Origin of the sequence: Natrinema hispanicum, from assembly GCF_900111485.1 — an archaeon.
GTDB lineage: Archaea > Halobacteriota > Halobacteria > Halobacteriales > Natrialbaceae > Natrinema > Natrinema hispanicum_A.
In genome coordinates this window covers 1-19,141 of record NZ_FOIC01000039.1, presented here as the reverse complement: position 1 = coordinate 19,141, position 19,141 = coordinate 1, and the positions used below count along the sequence as shown (strand labels likewise).

Sequence of the window (19,141 nt, the reverse complement as noted above, 5' to 3'; positions counted from 1 at the left end):
GAAGCCGACGTCAGCTTCGGCATCCTCTTCGACGACGAGAAATTCGACGGTAACGACATCCGCCGCGTCGGCGAGGAGTTCCTCTACATCGAACTCGCCGGCCACCACGTCGAAACCTGGGAGGACTGCGAGTTCGACACAATCGTCTGTACCGATCCGCACTCCTACAACACCTTCAAAAACGAGTACTCCGAGGTCGACTTCGAGGAGTTCGCCGACGACCCCATGATGCCCTTCGAGTACGACGAGCAGTGGAACGCCGACGGCGAAATTGACGTCCTCCACTGGACCCAGGCCGTCGAAGAACTCGTCTCTGAAGGCCACCTCGAGCTGTCGGGAACAGAGCTCGACTACACGGTCACCTACCACGACCCGTGTCATCTCGGCCGGTACAACGACGAGTACGAAGCCCCCCGCGAACTCATCACAGCGACCGGGTGCACGCTCGACGAAATGCCCCGCAACCGCGCCAATTCCTTCTGCTGTGGTGGCGGTGGCGGTGGCCTTTGGATGGACTTCGAAGAAGAGCCCAAGCCCAGTGAAGAACGGATTCGTGAAGCGCTCGAGGACACCGACGCCGGCAGTGGCGTCGAGAAGTTCGTCGTCGCCTGTCCGATGTGCATGACCATGTACGAGGACGGGCGCAAGACCGGCGGCTACGAGGACGAGATCGAGATCGTCGACATCGCTGAACTCATCGTCGAGGCCATCGGCAAGACCGAGGAAGCGCAGGTCGAGGTCGCCGCGGACTAAGAAGCTATAATCCTACCACCGTACCGCATTTCAACTTGCCCTGAAGTCTGGGACTGTGACGTCCTCAGGTTTCACAGAAACCTGATGTACGAACGAGATGCGACGCGTCTCGTCAACGCCGAGTGGCGGATTCACCGCCCACCCGGAAGGGTGTTTGACGCCGAGTCCACGGACAGGCCACCCTCAAAGCGCCGAGGGTGCTTAGGGTGGGGTAGTTGACCCACCCCGTGTGCGAAGTGAATTCGCAGATTTTGAAGGAGGGACCCCGTGTGCGATATGAAATATTGTATATCACTGTCAGACATATCTAGTCAGACAAACAATTTCTATAATACATAGTGCGAGCGCATACCCGCGTCCTCACAGTAGTTGCCGATTCAGATTTCAGGGAGATCGCTGGAGCGGGAGGAGGTAATTACCTACACCCCGTGTGCGATATGAAATTGGTGACGGTATCAGAGGGTCTTCCAGCTATTTCCCATCGAAGAAATCATCTATCTGGGCGTTGACAACGGACCTGATTAGATCCTCGTCATTCTCGATTTCCTCAAGTCGGATGTCTGATTGAAGAGTCTCAGCAACAACCTCGGGGTCGTCGACAAACGTGTATTCTTTATGAACACCGCTTCCGTAGCCCCGCCCTCGTTTGTCAGATGTGACAAAATTGTAGGTCTCTGCTTCGCTCATATACCGAAGATACGAGTCGCGCGATTTCTCATCAGTATCCAATATGTCAGTGATATACTGATACACGCGGTACGCGACAGTGCTAGGAACAGCGTTTAGGTTCCGCTGGGAATAGACAGGAACGATAGCGGTCGCATAGAGTGAGAGTTTCTTCTGCGTCGAAAGCCCCTGCATTTGTGTTAGAGTGCGGTCACGCTCGGCTTCTTTCTGAGCGCCACGAACGTGTTCCTCGCGAACTCTGTCTTCGCCTTGGCGATCCGCAATCTCGCCAGCTTTCCGGAAAAGATCGATTGCTTTCCGTGCGTCTCCGTGATCCTGAGCAGCATACGCTGAACTGAGAGGAATGATACCATCCTCAAGGACATCGTCTCGGTAAGCGTCACGACGACGTCCGAGGATCGCTTGTAGTTGATTCGCATCGTAATCGGGGAATACGATATCTTGTGGGTTGAACGAGCTCTCGGCCCGTCCGTCGAGGTTCTCCATGAATCGTGGGTCGTTCGTGAGTGCAGCGACTGAGACATCTCCTTCGATTCGACCCAACTGTGATGCACGAGAGAGCTGATAAAGTAGCTTAGAGTATGCTGGCTCATCATTCGGATCACGTTGTCGGCCAACAAGGAGATCAACCTCATCAAGAATGATAATGACAGAATCGAAGTTCTCACTCAAGATTTCATAAAACCGGTTCAATTTCTGGTCAGTCGAGACGCCGCTCTCCGGAACTCCGGGATCAACACCGACTCCAATTGCCGCACTTTCGACGAGACGATAGACAGCGCGATCGTGAGACTTGATCGTCTGGCAGTTAACCCTGATTACACCAAATCGATCTCCCTGAGCGTTTGCCAGTTCCTGAACCTGCTGACAGACTGCGTTAATAATGAGCGATTTGCCTGTTCCCGATGGACCGTAGAGAAGCATGTTCGGAGGGCGGTTACCCTGAAGTGCCGGTCGGAGATACGTGATAATATCGTCCAGTTGCTGATCACGACCGACGATCCTATCTTCGTCAATGACGGTATCTGGATCAAGAAGTCCTTTGTCTTTGAAAACAGAGTTCTGAACTCCCTCTTGAAGACGACCTTTGATGGACTGTGAGAGAGACTGCTGCTCATCACCGTCAGACATGTTACCGACATGTAGTTCTTTCCATAAATAGATATGGGGACCGTGTGCGAGGTTAAATACAACGAATTCTTGGGTTATAAGCAGAGTATAGGCAGTCTTCATGAGATGTCATCAAACCGCGGGCGAAGTCAAATTGGCGGGTACCCCCCGTGTGCAAGATGAAATAGATAGGCACACCGTGTGCAAAGTGAAATTGCGATCGGTGTGCTACTGGGCTGTCCAGGAGGAGCCAACTGTGCATTGCATCGCTGGATAAAGAGAGTACAATTAAGAAGTTGTCACGGCAATTGCTTGACCCCCCACACCCCGTGTGCGAGATGAATTTGCGAGATATGCAGGAGCCATATGATAGAAGAGACAATATACAGAGCGGAAGTAGAAGTCCTAATACAGCAGACATCCAGGGGCATAACGTCTAGGGAGGCGCATAGAAGCCAGAATTATTCAAGAATTATTCAATGGTGATTCTACATCTTGAACTCTAGCTTAAACAGAATCTAGTTCCAGTACGGATCTAGTTTTTTGAGAAGGGTAATAAATCTTTCTTATTATATACTATTATATAGATTGTTTCTGATCTTTCGGTATTAGATCGTCTCTCCGTGATATGCATGACTTTAGCCGCTTCCCACGTTTTTCAGTGGTTTTCACTCCCTCGCTTTCGTTCCAATTTCATTTCGCACACGGGGTGGGGGAGTTATCAGCCCAAGGATTCAGAGATACTGTAGCGTTTCTGTGATGGTCAGGCAACCAAAATAGTCGATGGGACTATACTTCTTTGACCTAAAATACAGATGCTATGTCAAGCAATCAGGTTATTGATCTTCTCAAGAAGGCGTATAACGATGAAATGGAGACGGTAATGAACTATCAAGCACTCTCGATTGTTCTCGATGGAATCCATGCGGAGGAAATCAAAGAAAGCCTCCAACAGGACGTACAGGAGGAACTTGGCCATGCCGAACAACTCGGCCAGCGGCTCAAGCAACTGGATTCCAGTCCACCAGGGTCTGAAGAATTCGTTGCTCATCAGGATACGCTTCAACCGCCAGCGGACACCACGGATGTTACCTCGGTTATCGACGGTGTACTTGATGCCGAAGAAGATGCGATCAACACGTATCGTGAATTAGTCGATGCGGCTGAGGCCGCAAACGATCCCGTCAGTGAGGATCTCGCAGTAACACTCCTTGCTGATGAGGAAGCACACCGCACTGAGTTCCGTGGCTTCAAGAAAGAATACAAAGGCAACTGACGATCGGTACGCTCCGGGTAGTGCGGCCGAGCAAGTCACGTTAGTGGGCCAGCAACGAGACTGTCAGCTCGTGAATCGCCTCGGGGTCAAGCCCCGAGGCTTCCTGTTTCGACGACGCGCTTTGCAGACACCTGAGTGATGTCTGTAGGGAGCGCAGTCTCCACAGGCGTGTCTTCGGGCCATCCCGGCCCTAGTTCAGAAAAGCCTCGTTGAAGGACGTTCATCGCTGCGTTTGCGTCACGGTCACACTCGAATCCACACGACGGGCAGGAGTGTTCCCGCACCCAGATGGGCTTCGCTGTTTCCACACCGCACGAGGCGCACTCTTTCGTCGTTCCTGCCGCTTCGACCTGCACAACGTGGGTTCCGTACAACTCGGCTTTGTATTCGAGGAGCGTGATGAACTGTCGCCACGCCGTATCCTGCTTGTTGCGAGCGTTATGCGACTGCTCCAACATCCCCTTCACGTCCAAGTCCTCAACAAACACCGCATCGTACTCACGAACGAGCCACGTCGTTATCTTGTGCTGGTAGTCCAGCACCTTCTGTCGAATGTGACACTTAACCTTGGCAACCTGCTTCCGTTGTTTCTCGTAGTTGTTCGACCCTTCTTGTTTTCGGGACAACTTGCGTTGTTCCCGGCGAAGGCGGTTGTATTCGTCTTTGAGGTCGAGCCAATCCACAGTCGTACCGTCCGAGGTGTGGATGTAGTTGAGAATGCCGAGGTCAACGCCGACGCTGTTGCTCGCGTCGAGCAAGTCCACGTCGGGTTTCTCGGGCAGGTCAGCCTCGTCGGTTTCGAGGCCGAAGGAGATGAACCAGTCGCCAGTCGTCACCTTCTTGATGGTGACTTCTTTGATATCGGCCTCGTCGGGAATCTCGCGGTGGTAGCGAATCGGGATGTCTCCGATTTTGGAGAGCCAGAGGGTCGCACGTCGGCCACTCGTGTTTTTGAGTTCGAAGCCAGACTGTGAATACGTCATACTCTGAAACTCTTTCGGTGACTTCCATTTGAGTTTCCCGACCTTGCGACCGTTTTGTTTCTGCTTGGAGAGTCCGTTGAGGTTCTGGTAGAACCGTGTGACGGTCCGTTGCAGAGCCTTCGAGTTGACCTCCGAGAAGAGTGGAAAATCGTCTTTCCAGTCGGGGAGCCGATAGTGGTGTTTGTACGCGGAGCCGATGTCGTCGGCGTCCACGTGTTCGTATTCGTAGAGGGTGTAGTTGTACGCTTGGCGATGAATGCCGATGTGATGTTCCAGTTCAGCCGCCACCTCTTGTGTCGGGTATGCAGGGTAGCGGTGACTGTACTCCATCGCTGTCCCTTGATTAGAGATGTGTTCACTTGATGGTTTGTATCGTGCGTTGTCGGCTTCAACCCCGGGGTCAAGCCCCGGGGCATTCGCCTCGACCGCCTGTAAAAATAGGGATGTGATTTTTGTGTCTCAGAGGTGGAGTTTCTTGTATGGTTTCAATAGCTGACAGTGTTGTCGTTGTTACCGGTGGAGCATCGGGCATGGGTCGATCAATGGCACTCGAGTTCGCGAGTGAAGGAGCGTCTGTCGTCGCCGTCGACATTGACGAAGACGGTCTCGACGAGGTCACGAGCGAGATCGCAGCCGACGGTGGTGAGGCAATCGGTGTGGTCGGCGATGTCTCTGATCGCGATAGTGTCGAGGCAGTCGTTGAGCAAGCAACCGACGAATACGGCACGATCGACGTGCTCTGTAACAACGCAGGCATCCTCGACGATTACGCCCCGGTTGGGGAGACATCTGAGGAACTGTGGGACAGGGTCATGGATATCAATCTCAAGGGCGTGTTCCTCCTCACAAAAGCAGCGTTGCCAGCACTCATGGATGGTGACGAGGAAGGTGTCGTAATCAATACCGCCTCTATTGCCGGCAAGGTCGCTGGTGGTGGCGGTGCTGCCTACACATCCTCGAAGCATGGCGTAATCGGATTCACCAAGCAGCTGTCACACGATTACGGTCCTGAGATTCGGGCAAATGCTGTCTGTCCAGGCTTCATCGAGACGGGAATGACCGAGGACATGATCGAGCAGACGCCCGACGAAGTCCACGAGATTGTTCAGGAGACGCCAGCTGAGCGCTACGCTGAGCCAGACGAAGTCGCGCAGGTCGTCGCCTTCATCGCGAGCAACAACGCCTCGTTCATGCATGGGGCTGCCGTCGACGTCGACGGTGGCTGGCTCGTCGACTGATCACTGATTAGAAACCTTTCATCAGTCATTGACCTCCTCCTCCGCGTGAACGCGGAGGAATCCCACCATGGGATTTCAGGCCGAGTGTCGCGGCCTGTCGGTTTCAAGACGCATGCGTTCCACGCGTCACCTGCTGGGTGTCAGCATCGGCGTGGCTGTCTTGTGGCCCGGTCAAAGAGGCCCCATCCGTAGCCGAGTCATCGTCACCGGCCTTCTGCTGGGAATCCCGGTCGCTTTGGCGGTGACTCTCTCCACTACGGTAGCGGTCTGCAATGTTTATTGCCCCGTTCACATCGGCTTGGTACTCACCGACCCAACAGTCGTCGTTCGAGCATTTGAACGTCGCCTGTCGTGGTCGATAGCCGTGTTCACCGCAGGCGTGGCACGCCTTCGACGTGTTCCGGGGATTCACCGTCTCGACGGGAATTCCCTTTTCGGCGGCTTTGTAGCGAATCTGCGCGTGGAGTTTGGCAAAGCCCCAGCCGTACAACCGCCGGTTCATGTACGCGCCGTAGTCCATGTTCTCACGGATATACGTCAGGTCTTCCAGCACCAGCACTGGATTCTCGACGGACTCGGCGTACTCCACGACCTCGCGGGTCACACGGTGGAACACGTCGTCTATGCGGTCCCACAGCGCATCACTGTAGGACGCTACGATGCGCTCACTGCCACGCTTCTGCAGGCGTCTTGTGGCGGTGAAATAGGTTTTGCGGAGCCGACGAACGGCCTTGCCGTCGTCGGCCCACAGTTTGGGGCGAACCGGAGAGCCAGAGTCGTCGCGGTGACACACCGTGACGAGACTCGCCTCTCCGATGTCAACGCCGATGGGCGTCCGCTCGTCAGCGGACGCCGTAGATTGGTCCTCCACGGCGCGGGTGGCGGTGACGTGGAGATACCATGTCCCATCCCGCTCGAAGAGCCGACTTTCACCCATCTTGGCGTCGTCAGCGTACAATGCTTCGAGCCACTCCCGTTGGTTGGGATTTGGCTGTGCTGGGATCCAGAGGTGATAATCTTCGTGGTGCGGGATTTTGACGTACCACTCGATAGCGTTCTGTGGCTGGTGATCAAGTTGCAGTCCCTCGTTGGTGAACCGCACCGGGTGGTCGTCGTGAAGTTCGTCGGCGTCGTAGTTGTTGTTGAGTTGTGGGACGTACTTTTTGAGGGCGTTTTTGGCGTAGCCGCTCAGCTCATATTCAACAACCACGTCGTTGGCCGCTGACTGTGTGTCACAGCCAGCGGCGAAGGCGGCCTGAAGTGCCTGCTGGTAGGCGTCCCGTGTTTCACGAAGCTTCTGTCGCTTGTGGGCGTTAGGGCCTACAAGCTTCAGTTCGAGGGTCTTCGTGAGTTCTCCCATCCTCGCCGTACGATACCCTTCGGTTGTGATCGATATATAGCTCAGCCGTCCAGAGTGGAAGTGAAACCGTGGGAAATCCGGCACTGCAACAGAACGATGGACTGTCACACTATGCTGCCCGCTCAACTCCCGCCTGTTCGCTCCTCGGTTCCAACAGGGTGTCGGAACACTCGTCACTCACGGGAAGGCGGGGGTATGCGCTCGCATCTCTATCATGGCCAAGCGATCATCGGGCTGTACTGCGGCTTGTCCTCGATACTACCGAAGAACGAATTACCAGCTTGTGGGACGAGCAAGTCATCAGTGCTGGCAATTATTCTGCGCTACAGTAGATGCTCTCAGCTACCACCAACGTGACCTGCTGTACGTCATCGCCGGCTAGGACAAGCTGCATGGCCTTGCGATCAAAGACGAATTAGAGGCGTACTACGAGAACGAGATCCACCATAGGCGGTTGTATCCTCACTCCGACCAGATCGTCGACAAAGGACTTGTCGAGAAAGCTGAGACCGGCAACCGAACGAACCCCTACGCGATCACAGCACGTGGTCAACGCGAACTCGAGGCCCGTCGGGAGTGGGAAGATCAGTACGTCGGTGAGCGACTCTCGAGTTCGGAGTGAGACGGTTACGACCGCTGATCGTGCATACTGAGTCTGATCTCTCGAGCGTCGCTCCATCACGACCACAGTTTTGGGATGACGTGAATGGAACGAGAGTCAGCTAGTGGTATAAAGAACAGACTAGTTGGATTGCCTTATATCTACGTACGTGTGGAATAACAAATATTATCTCGCCTGAATGGCTGGGCCATGGACGACCTCACAGGATTCCAACGAGACCTGCTGTACGTGATCGCGGGCGCTGACCAGCCATCTGGACAGGACGTCAAAGACGAGATCGAGCAGTATTACAGTTCAGAAATTAATCATGGTCGGCTATATCCCAATCTCGATACGGTCGTGAATAAGGACCTTGTCGAGAAAGGACAACTCGACAGGCGAACGAACTATTACGCGATTACAGACGAGGGAGACCAAGCAATCGAGAATCGTCGTGAATGGGAATCACAGTACATCGACTAATCGAGATCGGAAGCGATCTGGATCCTTGTTTTGATCTCTTGAACCTCGTAACTACTCGCATTCCCAGCAATTATCACCCACCAACCTGCTGTATTTTATAGTGAATCGGCGGAGCGTTCTTGTTTGGTTCGGAGGTGGAATGGCCGTAGTTGGACTCGGAGGATATTCCCAGCGCCGCCGTCTGCGACGGTGGTCCGACCGCGACGCGTTGCACGAAGCACAGGAGATTGACTATCCCACCGTCTCATCCCCCACATATCTCCGTCCAACAGAAGGTCATCTCACTGATGCCCTCAACGAACTTGCCCAGCGCGTGGATGCAGCTCGAGAGCGGTGGCCAGACGAGGAGATCGAGGCCGACAACCGGGAAATTATAGCGAACTCTAGACAACAGTTCGAACGGGCGAAAGCAACACTCGAGGATGTTGAAGAACAACGTGGATCGTTTGGAGAGCTCTCGGCGACGGAACGGCTCGACGTTCTCGGTGACCTCCGAAGTGCATTAGGCGGTGCAGAGCAGGCAGTCGCCTTGGCGGATCTCCAGCGCGACAACCGTAAGCGAGACGACATCATCGCTACTCTCGGGGCATTGCGCGATGAGTACGAGTCCGTCATCGAGGACCTACCGTACGTTGCACCCAATCTCTCGTGGGCCGTTATCGCGTATGGGGAGCTAGACGAGTGGCTGGACAACGTCCGCGGCTCCATCTGGACGGGCGAGCAACACATGCACGATGAAGGAAACACCGACATCGTCGAACCACAGTATTCGGCCGCTCGGGCAGCCAGTTCACGCGCACGTCTCGCTGATGTTGTCCGGTTGCGCGACTCACTCGAAGAAACCGCACGAGAGGACACGACTGCGAGCTCATTTGAACAGGAACTCGACGACGCGTATGAACGGCTCAACAAGCGAACGGACACGGTTACCGAGCAGGTCGAGTTTGATATCGAGGACGGTGCGGACGAGATGGACTCCTATGCATACGAGATTTCGATCCAGCAGCATGCCGGAATCTACGGCAGACCCGACGATGCGTACGAGAAGGAGTTGCTCGCACTCGCAGTGCGTCAAAAGGTGGAACACCATGCTTATGCACTGATTCTCTCGGAGTTCGAGGATATACCAGCCACTCACCAGCCTACCGCTTCCATCCCTGAGTTTGACACGACGGGTGCAGACGTTCGCGACGCAAAAGATCGTGCCTCCGCCGCGCTCGACAACCGTCTCCGTACAGAGGGAGACGATCCACTCGTTCGCCATCTGTGTGTAACACTCGTAGAGCGATTTGACCAGCAGGAACATCGCCTCGACCGACACCTCAACACGATTAACGACGGTTCGGCGAACGAATGGGCTGTCGAACTCGAGCGAACTCGGCTCCGATACCGCGAGATCGAAGAACTGGCTCCGACGATTCCGGATGCGATAGCAACCGCCACCGGTAGCGACGATCATGCGTAGAGTGTACCGTATCTAGAGTCGCTCGTGACCGACTAGTAGTCAACCCTTGGCGGTTGTTGATATGTGGCGTCGACGAGGGGTGGGCGGCTTGCAATCACCGCTTTCGATAGATACCGCAGCGAGAAGTGTTCGTCGTTTCACGAATCTGCTTTCTGGCATAACAGACAAGTGTTTTCGGGAGCTGAATTGTTCACCTCACACACCTATTTACCAGTTGATTCGATATAGATACAAGTGTAACTAATGGTGTGATAAGATTTTTATAATTATCTCGGTATAAGTAATACTTTTACACTAATCACTTAGTTCTATTCTCAAATTGAAGGTTACGAACTCGTGTGGGATTGAAGCCACCTTCTCGTCGCCGTCGGGATGCAGCCAGAGCGTCGTTGCAGATGGAACCTTGTAGGGTTAAAGCTACCGTAGGAGCGCCTGGAGTGGCCTCTCCATAATTCCAGACGAACCCTTGTTAGGTGATATCTTAGACGGCTATCTTAGCTATCTAAGATAGATGGTTGCCTTCAACCAAGGGTAACAGTCAGCTCTCGCCCACGTTCGCTGTTCATCGCAAGTCCCACTTCGTCTTCGACGTACGTCTCGAGAGCGCTCCTGCTTTCGGCACGACGATCGCAAGACAGACGCTCATACTGATCCGGTCGAACGCCTTACAGAACGTAGAGGGCGAGGGAAAGATCGGCCTCAGCGCGGCCGATCTCCTCGGTTATTTGTGGCATCTCCTTGAGTTGGTCAATCGCCATTCGGTGGAACGTATCGAGGTAAAGCCGCAGACAGTGCAGGGAAACAAGGGGATAGTTGGCGAATCCGCCGCCACCTTCCGGGGCGGCGGATTCGTCTCCATCGCCAGTAACGTTTTGAGCGACCGGGACAACTTCCCCAATGAAGCGGAAGATTTGGGTCATGGACAACTCGATTCGCCTGCTTCAACTCCTTTGATTGAGCGACCTATCCCGACGCCATCTGGTGATTCAATACAGCCCCCGATTGTATCCAGAATCAGTATCGTCTCGGTATTTTGCTTCGCTCGAGGTACTTGCGCTTCATATTCAGGTATAGATATTTCCACTCTTGTTCTGGACTATCTCTTACCAGCAAGAAGTTCAGTATCGATGAATATGAGCAGCGAGCAGATCGATACCGAAAGTACGGTGTCAGGAAGGAGAGGATATACCTGCTCAAATTCGGCATGAACGTGGACGTTATCGAGGCCGTTGCTGGACCTCACTGGTAACAAAAGCACTATCGGCACCCCTGCGGAATCACCAGTCGATGGACCGACGAGATGCTGTTCGACGCGTCGGTGTCGTCGTACTTGCGGTAAATCTGCTGCTGGCCATCGCAAAGGGGGCAGTGTGGTGGACATCCGGGAGTTACGCCGTTGGCTCGGAAGCAGTCAACAGCATTTCCGACGCGGTCTACAGCGTCGTCGTGCTCGCTGGGCTATACGTTACTACCCAACCACCGGATTTTGAACACCCGCATGGCCACGAGCGCATCGAACCGTTCGTCTCGCTGTTCGTTGCCGCCGGCGTACTCGCTGCCGGCGGCACCGTTCTCTATCGATCGGTGACGACGCTCGTCGCGGGCGACTACGCCGTAGTTGCTGGCCCGTGGGCGGTCAGTGTGCTCGTCTCGAGTGCGGTGGCGAAGTACGGGCTCTACCGGTACTGTCTGCGGGTTGCCGAGACATACAACTCACCAGCGACGACCGCGACGGCACTCGACAACCGCAACGACATCCTCACTGCAGCTGCGGCGCTTGTGGGCGTTTTGGGTGCTGCTGCAGGGTACCCGCTCCTCGACCCGCTTGCTGGCGCTTTCGTCGCGCTGGGAATTCTCTATACGGGCTACGAGATTGTCAGCGAAAACATCGACTATCTCGTTGGTGCAGCGCCGCCACCCGAACTCCGCGAGGAGATACGCAAGCGGGCGCTCGCTCATCCGGACGTCCACGGTGCCCATGATGTCGTCGCCCACTACGTCGGCCCGGAAGTCGACGTCAGCTTGCATATCGAGGTCGAGAGCGACCTGACGCTCCAGCAAGCGCACGATATCGAGTCGACGATCGCGGCGGACATCCGTGATATCCCGGAGGTTGATGATGTGTTCGTCCACGTCGATCCACGCGAACTTGGCGAGTGGAAGGAAAACGAGTAGCTCTGTCCACCAGACCAGCCAGCACCCGGAAACGAGTCTAATCCGAGATCGGCAATGGCTCCGTGAGATCATACCGGCAGGCGGCCCACGAAACAGCTGCGAGGACGCCTGCAACGGCTGCAGGCCAGCGATCAGTACTGAGGTACAGATCCGGAGACGGTGGCCGATACGTATTGATCGGGAAGAAAACGGCGTACGCTTCGCCGGTCGCCGTGAGCAACGCGACATCGAGGACGTGGTGAGAGGCTGCGCCGATAGCAGTCAGCACAATCGCTTGTCGTCGATAGTCGGGTGCAACCAATAGCGATCCCAGGAGGACGACGAGCACGCTCCCCCCGAGCGTGTGTAGAGGCGCCCACGAGATGGGATCGCCGGTCACTACCTCGAGCGGGCCAGTCGGGATCGCGGGCGTGATCTTCATGAAATCCGGCGACAGCGCACCGACCATCACGAGGGTAACCTGTGCGGGTCGGACCTGCTCATATCGAACCGAAAGCAGCGTCCCGATGCTGTAGCCGACCAGCACGTGCGTGAGGAGGTCGGGCATCACCGATCACGCTGTTCCCGATGTCGCTCGCTCGAGCCGTCAGCTGATGTGCCATCGCCTTGCGACCGACCAGAATCGACGCCGGATTTGCCACCGGTCGTCGGCGCTGTGGGGCGGGGAACGAGCGCATACCGGTCCCAATCAATGCGCCAGCCACGGATGAGCCGTGCGAGAACCCAGCACCCGCCGACGAATGAGACGACGACCATGTAAAGCGATTCCCACAGGGCAGTGGAAATCGTTCGCTCCGCGTCGAGCGTCGACACATCTTCGAGCGTTCCGAACACTGTTATGCGATCGCCTGTCTCGAGGGGGCCGGCCGACCGCTCGAGGGTGTCGGCGGTCCGTACGACGGTGAACCTGCCGTTCCCGTTCGACTGCGTTGCGATCACGAGGGGGTCGGTCTCGACGACGGCACCGTCAAGCACGACACGGTCTCCGATGTAGGATTCGCGATCCGGCGTCACGTCGGCTTCGTCTGGGTACGTGCTTTCTAGCGGTTCGACAGCGGCTGTGCCGGTCCATGACAGGAGTCCGACGAGCGCGAGGAGGAGGGCGACGCTGGCCAGAAGACGGCCAGACTGACCGAACGGCTCACGTGTGGACATTCACTCTCATGACTGGGGCCTGAGCCATAGCCGTTGTGCAGAATATGCTGACTATCAACGACTGCTCGGCACAAATCACGCCACCGATGACGAGGCTGATGCTTATGAGGCTTTGTCGGTTGCTTCGACGAGATCCGCTTCGGGGACGGACGCCCCCTCATAAATAGGGTTTGTGGAGTAAATTACCGACTCAAACACCCCTGATTTACTCTGGAGTAGTTTACTCGAGGGTAAACTACCTGCCATCCTGCTCCGTATTGTGAGGTATGAGTACGGAGCATGGGACTCCCACTGGAATGGAGACCCGTGAGCTGGTCCATTTCGTCACCCAACAGACGCGGTTCGCGCTCATCGCGAACATCCTCCAGCATCCCGAGCAACTGCCCTCGATGTACGAACTCGAGCAACTCAATCCGAGCGTCAGCGACGCAACCGTGTATAAGCATATCCAGAAGTTGATCGACGCGGGGATCGTCAAAGAGGTCGCACTCGACGATGACGATCGCAGGCAGGGATATCCCTGGAAGTTCTACGGGCTTACCGACGAGGGACGTGCGTTCCTCGAGGAACACAACCTCCTCGCAGCTGAGGCGACGCTCCAACGGATTTACGACAGCATCGCCGACAAACCAGAGAAGATGGTCAAATACGAGAACGCACCACGTCCCACCGAGTAATACAACGGTTCTGGCGGTCGTCGCGACTGCGTTGGTCCTGTGTCTGCGTTTCGTCGTTGCAATCATCAACTACGAACGCGAAGATAATCCGGAAAGCACCGTCATTACGGTGTGACAAGAGCTCTATGACACCCTCGTGCTTATTGTTATCTCACGACGTTCTCTCAAACAACTGAGGGACTAGTATGTCATCGATGAGTTCTCGGAGTGTCCAAACCATCACGCAGAGAGTGGCGATCACAGTCGGACTGGGATACCTGCTTCTGGTTGTGGTTCCTGTCATCACCGTGGCCGTACTGCTAATCAGTGCTGGCTACCAGTTTGCCGGAGTGAGCCTTCTCAGTGTCTCAGTCATGATGACTGTTCTCTGCTCGATAGCCATCGGGTTCGTTTGGCTCCTCGTCAGGTCTGTCGTCTCGACACTTAATTCGTTGCTGAAGATCCAGCGACTGCGAGTGCTGCGGTGGGCGGAAGCTATCGAAGAAAGCCATTGGTGGGCACGGCTCGTGCGTCCGTCCAAACGGCTCTCTTTTCTCGATTATCGGTCGAGCGAGGAAAAGTTCGAGGACGAACTCGGCCGCTTGCAGACGGCGTACGTATCAGGAGCGCTCTCTGATATCGAGTTTGAGCGCGAATTGGACAGCCAGTTCGGGATAGTGCCCACCGGGCACATCTCGGACGAGTCCCACCCGTTTCAGACGACGGATACACAAACGTACGCAGCAATCCAGCGATACGCAGACGACGGAGAACGAATCGTCAGGTGATCGGTTATGACGAAGAAATCACTCTGTTTGTGAATCGGTCTCTGGAACTCACTTGAGAGTCAGTGAGCTCGCGGCAGAGTCCGAGAACGACGTCAGGCTGGCGACCCCTGGTATCCTCACGGTGCTTGGGCTCCTGGCACCTCACCTGCTCGTTTTCGAGTGACACCCGTCGTTCATGTGACTCGGTAGGTTCACCGTGGACTAACTGAGGGAGTACTCCCCTGACGAACTCGACGTTGACCGCGAAAAGCAGCGGCTGCTGGCCGAAGGGGTCAGACAGGAAGGCAGCGTCGAACCACTCTAGACCGCAGCACCCTGAAGCAGGTCGGCCGTCCTTTTCAGGAGCGTGCTGGGTCCGGCCCTCGCATAGGTATATGTCGGCAGAACTGGTAGGGCACCTACCTTCACAGGTGGCTCCCAGCCGAGTGCGAGCCACGGGTGCCGATGAGGCCGACCGAACGCATGGACTATGGCTACAGACACGACATCACGAGACGCGACGCAGTACTACTTCATCAGTGACCTTCACATCGGTGGTGACGAGCAACTCCAGGGCATCGCGTTTGCGGACGAACTCATCGCGTTCCTTCGCGACCTCGAGGAGAGCGCGGAGGACGCTGAACTCATCGTCAACGGCGACGCGTTCGGGCTGTGGGAGTTCACGGAACTCGAAGGGATGGCGAAGTTCGACGCACTCGTCGAGCGCTACCCGACGCTCTTCGAGCAACTGCGGGCGACCGGTGAGCAGATCCCTATCACGTTCATTCCGGGGAATCACGACTACGAACTGGCGTGCTATCCGGAATACGTCGAGCGTCTGGCCGAGTATAACGTCACCCTCGAACAGAAAGTCGTCATCACGCGAGAGGTGGCCGACCGCGTCGTCTGGATCGAACACGGCCAGCAGCGCGACCCGAACAACCGGAGTCCCGATTTCGGCAATCCGCACGCGAATCCGCCCGGCTACTTCGTCAACCGGAACATCACGAGCAAGGCCGGGAAGCTCTCGGAGCGGGGAAAGTACAACTGGCTCAAGGACATTCAGTCAGTGACCCCGATGACCGAGATCCCCGACTGGATGATCTCGAACTACTTCTACCGCGAGATGAGCCCCTTCCTCCGATACGCCGCGCTCCCGTTTCTCCTGCTGTTTCAGGTCAGCGTGCTCTTTCTCGGCTTGGTCCTCCTCTCGGCGACAGGAATCTGGTCGGGACCGCTCGAGGTGATCGAGGAAGTGCTCCGCCAGTTGGGCTTCGTCGGCGAAATCATCAATTCTATCATCGTCGTGAACGTCGTCGTCATCGGGTTATTGTCCCTCCTCGCAATCCCACTTTTCTTCCTGGTTCGGGATGTCCGGAAGACGCTCGAACGGTTCGGACTGATACAGCTCGAGGAACCCGAGTTCGTCGACATCTATCTGGACGGCGCACGGGAGGTGTTCGACGCCCATCCCGAAGTCGCCGTCTTCGTCTACGGCCACACGCACCGTGCATCGGTCACCGAGGTTGACGACCGCGTCATCGTGAACACGGGGACGTGGCTGAAGCGACTGACCCGTCAGAGCGTCGCTTTCGGTCTTCTCCCGTGGGTATTCTACTCGTCGTTCTGCCTGAACTACGTTCGTATTACCGAGGAAGACGGGGATGTTGTCGTCGAGTACGACGTTGTTGACAAGCCGAACCCGGCAGACCTGACGCTCTTGGAGCGACTGCTCACGCTGAACCCACCGGTAGACGACTCGATTCCGCGGCGGACCGTCGTCAATTCCGAGGGACAACGGGGGGTGACTGACCCTGAGGGGGACCGGGTCCAGCGCTCGCCGCAGTCTAGGGGTGACGATTGAGCGGATCAGCCTCCGAGCGACCGCAACGACAGGGCAGTCTGCTTTGACATCGCTACCGATACAGCAGACGGAGTACCGGACGCTGCATCCCACGTGCGTGACTGAACCGACTCGAGTCCAACCAAACGACAGTACTGAATCTGTTGACACCTACAGCGGTCAGTAACGAGGAGACATTGACCTCCTCCACGCCCTGAAGGGCGTGGAATCCGACCATCGGATTTCCGCCGAGTGTGGCGTTCAAGGTTCCAACCCGCACTCAAGGGGAACCGGCAGCATACCGGAGGAACTCTCGTTTCCTCCCCTGTATAGGGCTGTGGCCCGGTCAAACAGGCCCCATCGAATACCATGTCATCGCCGTGCGAACCACCGCTGATCCGCTTCCCCTTGTGGTTCGGGGTCGGCATCTCACGGTATTCGTAGCACTCCATGCTACGGTGAACCACATGAAAATGGTTATGGTGGAAATCCGGCCTAGCCACCGATTGCGAGTAGCATGCTGAGCCTACCGCTTGACCTCCGCCTGAAGACGGAGGTATGCGCTCAAATTCATATCAACCAATCTATAGGCACATAGAGTGTTGGTAGCACACTATTTTGCGGTGGAAGCACGTACCCTCTAGTATGGCCCGGAGAGCGATCGATGTTCTACAGACTGCCCTCGCTGCCGTACGGCCACCACCACGGCTCGTGGACTGGTCGATCTTCGTTCTCGTTTGTTTCGAAGCTATCTCGGGGCTGGTCTCTTTCACTGTTGGTTCGGTTGCGTGGTGGCCGCTCTTCTGGGCCCATCGGATCGCCGGGCTGGCATTACTCGTTTTCGTCGGGTTCAAACTTGTCCGTGTCCGGCACCGACTTACGAACAGCGACCAGTGGCGGCCGTCTACCCTTCTGTCGGGACTCACAGTGCTTGCGGTCTTCGGGGCGCTCGCAACTGGAATCGTCTGGGTGTTCGGCCTCGATATTCGCCTGTCTCGCTGGACGCTTCTTAGCGTTCACGTCGGATTCGGGCTCGTACTCGTTCCACTCATGCTGTGGCACCTCACGACCCGATTTCGGCTTCCAAGAAGCCATGACTTCGACCGACGGCGGACAGTCCTCCAGTACACTGCGTTACTGATCGGTGCCACGCTGGTCTATCGCGGCCAGGAATTCGCAACGCAGCTCTTGGATGGGCCTGGCAGTGATCGTCGGTTCACAGGGTCGCAGCCGCGGGAGGGAGCGGGCAACGAGAGTTTTCCAGTCACCTCGTGGGTCGCCGACGATCCTGACCCCGTCGAGCTCTCGGACTGGACACTCTCCGTTCGCGGCGCAGTGGAGACGCCGCTGGAACTCCAGTATCACGACCTTTCGCCGACCACGACACAACAGGCTCTGTTAGACTGTACGAGTGGGTGGTACACCGTACAACAGTGGCGCGGTCTTCGCGTCGGCGACGTGCTCGAGGCGGCCGGTGTGGACGAAAAGAGCCGATTCGTTCGATTCGTTTCGGTCACCGGCTACCGGTGGAGTCTCCCGATCGACGAAGCACGAGACGCAGTCCTGGCAACCCACGTTGGCGGTGAGCGCCTTACTCACGGCCATGGTGCACCGCTGCGGCTCGTCGCTCCGGGCCGGCGAGGATTTCAGTGGGTCAAGTGGGTCGACCGAGTAGATGTTCGCTACCGCGACGATCCGGCACAGTGGCTCGTCACGCTGATCAGCGGGTTCGATTGACAGCATACAATCTCGAAATGCCGCCGTTTCGTCCGTCTTGCATACGTATCGGAAGGAATCCGATTCCAATAACCAAGCGTTGGTCGTGTATGTCGGACACACGGGCGCTTTTCCTATTTCCCTCGTCCGACCAATACACGAACGTGAACCACGATACGGACGGGAACAGCGGGAACGAAGCCAGACGGGTTCGAACGACTCCGAATCCGACGGACCCGTTCCGGAACGGGATCGATCGACGACGAGTCCTTCGATCGTCGGCTACCATCGGTGCGACCGCAACACTGGCCGGCTGCCTCACCCAGACTGGGCAGCCAGCGCGAGCGCCGACGGTGTACGTGTTCAATAACGGCGATCGAACGTTGAGCATCATCGACGCCACCACTGATGAACTCGTCGAGACCGTTTTCATCGGGACGACCGCGTCCTTCCCGGCCAATCAGTATGGAACCGATGTCGATTCGGCGTCCGAGACGCTCTGGATCAACGTTTCCGGCGGAATCAGAGCCCTCGATAAGCATACGCTAAACTGCTCTGTTGAATAGATGCTGAATCACGGTTACAGCGGCTCACACAGCGATTCTATATTGATGAGGGCGAACATCAAGACAATTTCACGGAACTGGCGATACCAGCCCAGCGCTCGCACGGCGTCGCCGAGCGAGCGCTTCGTTGTTGAGTACGAGGTTTCGGCCATCCAGCGCTGAGAGTATCCTTTTGCCCGGATGAGCGCGTTGTTCATGACTGCATTCGGTGATGAGCCGCGGTAGTGAACAAGGTACTCAACGTCAAGTGCGGAGATTTCGTACTCAGTGTGCCAGTCTTGGAACGCGTTGTCGGCAACCACGGACT

The 19,141-nt window shown here is 56.2% G+C and carries 17 protein-coding genes and 2 pseudogenes; 12 read left to right on the top strand and 7 right to left on the bottom strand.

Annotation, left to right across the window (positions count from 1 at the left end; genetic code table 11):
- The coding region (locus BSG09_RS18045; RefSeq protein ID WP_139246271.1) for a (Fe-S)-binding protein at positions 1-753 on the top strand (753 nt) is incomplete at its 5' end.
- Between the two features lie 471 nt (positions 754-1,224).
- On the opposite strand, the gene BSG09_RS18040 is transcribed toward BSG09_RS18045, so the two are convergent.
- Entirely contained in the window at positions 1,225-2,571 is a 1,347-nt protein-coding gene (locus BSG09_RS18040) for an orc1/cdc6 family replication initiation protein (RefSeq protein WP_092935635.1), read from the bottom strand.
- 799 nt (positions 2,572-3,370) lie between these two features.
- On the opposite strand from BSG09_RS18040, the gene BSG09_RS18035 reads away from it, so the two are divergent.
- Positions 3,371-3,826, top strand: a complete 456-nt coding sequence (locus tag BSG09_RS18035) for a ferritin-like domain-containing protein (protein ID WP_092935633.1) — start codon at positions 3,371-3,373, stop codon at positions 3,824-3,826.
- An 86-nt stretch (positions 3,827-3,912) separates the two neighbouring features.
- Here the strand turns inward: BSG09_RS18035 and BSG09_RS18030 are convergent, their stop codons facing one another.
- The gene (locus tag BSG09_RS18030; protein ID WP_092935631.1) at positions 3,913-5,139 is read right to left on the bottom strand and encodes an RNA-guided endonuclease InsQ/TnpB family protein; all 1,227 of its coding nucleotides are present in this window, start codon (positions 5,137-5,139) and stop codon (positions 3,913-3,915) included.
- 149 nt (positions 5,140-5,288) lie between these two features.
- On the opposite strand from BSG09_RS18030, the gene BSG09_RS18025 reads away from it, so the two are divergent.
- Positions 5,289-6,047 carry an SDR family NAD(P)-dependent oxidoreductase gene (locus BSG09_RS18025; protein WP_092935629.1) on the top strand — a complete coding sequence of 253 codons (759 nt, stop codon included), beginning with the start codon at positions 5,289-5,291 and terminating at the stop codon, positions 6,045-6,047.
- 103 nt (positions 6,048-6,150) lie between these two features.
- On the opposite strand, the gene BSG09_RS18020 is transcribed toward BSG09_RS18025, so the two are convergent.
- Positions 6,151-7,407: an RNA-guided endonuclease InsQ/TnpB family protein gene (locus BSG09_RS18020; RefSeq protein WP_092935627.1), complete on the bottom strand. Its 1,257-nt coding sequence runs from the start codon at positions 7,405-7,407 to the stop codon at positions 6,151-6,153.
- A gap of 388 nt (positions 7,408-7,795) precedes the next feature.
- Here BSG09_RS18020 and BSG09_RS21425 point away from each other — a divergent pair, with 388 nt between their 5' ends.
- The 3 genes from BSG09_RS21425 to BSG09_RS18005 all read left to right on the top strand — a co-directional run bounded on the left by BSG09_RS21425 (position 7,796) and on the right by BSG09_RS18005 (position 9,956).
- A complete protein-coding gene (locus BSG09_RS21425) occupies positions 7,796-8,029 on the top strand; it encodes a PadR family transcriptional regulator (protein WP_223174801.1) in 234 nt (77 codons plus the stop codon).
- Positions 8,030-8,218: 189 nt separating this feature from the next.
- The gene (locus BSG09_RS18010; protein ID WP_092935625.1) at positions 8,219-8,491 is read left to right on the top strand and encodes a helix-turn-helix transcriptional regulator; all 273 of its coding nucleotides are present in this window, start codon (positions 8,219-8,221) and stop codon (positions 8,489-8,491) included.
- Positions 8,492-8,630: 139 nt separating this feature from the next.
- Positions 8,631-9,956: a hypothetical protein gene (locus BSG09_RS18005; RefSeq protein ID WP_139246269.1), complete on the top strand. Its 1,326-nt coding sequence runs from the start codon at positions 8,631-8,633 to the stop codon at positions 9,954-9,956.
- A 622-nt stretch (positions 9,957-10,578) separates the two neighbouring features.
- On the opposite strand, the pseudogene BSG09_RS18000 reads toward BSG09_RS18005, so the two are convergent.
- Positions 10,579-10,876, bottom strand: a pseudogene (locus BSG09_RS18000) (IS5/IS1182 family transposase); the annotation flags it as partial.
- A 367-nt stretch (positions 10,877-11,243) separates the two neighbouring features.
- Here BSG09_RS18000 and BSG09_RS17995 point away from each other — a divergent pair.
- Entirely contained in the window at positions 11,244-12,131 is an 888-nt protein-coding gene (locus tag BSG09_RS17995) for a cation diffusion facilitator family transporter (RefSeq protein WP_092935621.1), read from the top strand.
- Between the two features lie 37 nt (positions 12,132-12,168).
- On the opposite strand, the gene BSG09_RS17990 is transcribed toward BSG09_RS17995, so the two are convergent.
- Both BSG09_RS17990 and BSG09_RS17985 read right to left on the bottom strand, forming a co-directional pair.
- The gene (locus BSG09_RS17990) at positions 12,169-12,678 is read right to left on the bottom strand and encodes a metal-dependent hydrolase (RefSeq protein ID WP_092935619.1); all 510 of its coding nucleotides are present in this window, start codon (positions 12,676-12,678) and stop codon (positions 12,169-12,171) included.
- On the bottom strand, positions 12,678-13,286 hold the full coding sequence (locus BSG09_RS17985; RefSeq protein ID WP_092935617.1) for a hypothetical protein: 609 nt from the start codon (positions 13,284-13,286) through the stop codon (positions 12,678-12,680). The genes BSG09_RS17990 and BSG09_RS17985 overlap by 1 nt, the downstream gene beginning before the upstream one ends.
- Before the next feature lie 266 nt (positions 13,287-13,552).
- Between BSG09_RS17985 and BSG09_RS17980 the strand changes: the two genes are divergently transcribed.
- From BSG09_RS17980 to BSG09_RS21000, 5 genes are all read left to right on the top strand, one after another.
- A complete protein-coding gene (locus tag BSG09_RS17980; RefSeq protein WP_092935615.1) occupies positions 13,553-13,963 on the top strand; it encodes a helix-turn-helix domain-containing protein in 411 nt (136 codons plus the stop codon).
- Between the two features lie 185 nt (positions 13,964-14,148).
- On the top strand, positions 14,149-14,730 hold the full coding sequence (locus BSG09_RS17975) for a hypothetical protein (RefSeq protein WP_139246268.1): 582 nt from the start codon (positions 14,149-14,151) through the stop codon (positions 14,728-14,730).
- A 469-nt stretch (positions 14,731-15,199) separates the two neighbouring features.
- On the top strand, positions 15,200-16,573 hold the full coding sequence (locus BSG09_RS17970; protein ID WP_092935611.1) for a metallophosphoesterase: 1,374 nt from the start codon (positions 15,200-15,202) through the stop codon (positions 16,571-16,573).
- A gap of 624 nt (positions 16,574-17,197) precedes the next feature.
- Positions 17,198-18,289 carry a molybdopterin-dependent oxidoreductase gene (locus BSG09_RS17965; RefSeq protein ID WP_092935609.1) on the top strand — a complete coding sequence of 364 codons (1,092 nt, stop codon included), beginning with the start codon at positions 17,198-17,200 and terminating at the stop codon, positions 18,287-18,289.
- Positions 18,290-18,432: 143 nt separating this feature from the next.
- Entirely contained in the window at positions 18,433-18,834 is a 402-nt protein-coding gene (locus BSG09_RS21000) for a hypothetical protein (protein ID WP_175542252.1), read from the top strand.
- A gap of 14 nt (positions 18,835-18,848) precedes the next feature.
- On the opposite strand, the pseudogene BSG09_RS17955 reads toward BSG09_RS21000, so the two are convergent.
- A pseudogene (locus tag BSG09_RS17955) lies at positions 18,849-19,141 on the bottom strand (IS5/IS1182 family transposase); the annotation flags it as partial.

Coding starts and splice junctions, on each gene's coding strand:
- BSG09_RS18020 (WP_092935627.1), bottom strand. CDS start 7,407: ATGGGAGAACTCACGAAGACCCTCGAACTGAAGCTTGTAGGCCCTAAC.
- BSG09_RS18035 (WP_092935633.1), top strand. CDS start 3,371: ATGTCAAGCAATCAGGTTATTGATCTTCTCAAGAAGGCGTATAACGAT.
- BSG09_RS17965 (WP_092935609.1), top strand. CDS start 17,198: ATGGCCCGGAGAGCGATCGATGTTCTACAGACTGCCCTCGCTGCCGTA.
- BSG09_RS17995 (WP_092935621.1), top strand. CDS start 11,244: ATGGACCGACGAGATGCTGTTCGACGCGTCGGTGTCGTCGTACTTGCG.
- BSG09_RS18030 (WP_092935631.1), bottom strand. CDS start 5,139: ATGGAGTACAGTCACCGCTACCCTGCATACCCGACACAAGAGGTGGCG.
- BSG09_RS18010 (WP_092935625.1), top strand. CDS start 8,219: ATGGACGACCTCACAGGATTCCAACGAGACCTGCTGTACGTGATCGCG.
- BSG09_RS18025 (WP_092935629.1), top strand. CDS start 5,289: ATGGTTTCAATAGCTGACAGTGTTGTCGTTGTTACCGGTGGAGCATCG.
- BSG09_RS17990 (WP_092935619.1), bottom strand. CDS start 12,678: ATGCCCGACCTCCTCACGCACGTGCTGGTCGGCTACAGCATCGGGACG.
- BSG09_RS17985 (WP_092935617.1), bottom strand. CDS start 13,286: ATGTCCACACGTGAGCCGTTCGGTCAGTCTGGCCGTCTTCTGGCCAGC.
- BSG09_RS18040 (WP_092935635.1), bottom strand. CDS start 2,571: ATGTCTGACGGTGATGAGCAGCAGTCTCTCTCACAGTCCATCAAAGGT.
- BSG09_RS18005 (WP_139246269.1), top strand. CDS start 8,631: ATGGCCGTAGTTGGACTCGGAGGATATTCCCAGCGCCGCCGTCTGCGA.
- BSG09_RS17975 (WP_139246268.1), top strand. CDS start 14,149: ATGTCATCGATGAGTTCTCGGAGTGTCCAAACCATCACGCAGAGAGTG.
- BSG09_RS17980 (WP_092935615.1), top strand. CDS start 13,553: ATGAGTACGGAGCATGGGACTCCCACTGGAATGGAGACCCGTGAGCTG.
- BSG09_RS17970 (WP_092935611.1), top strand. CDS start 15,200: ATGGCTACAGACACGACATCACGAGACGCGACGCAGTACTACTTCATC.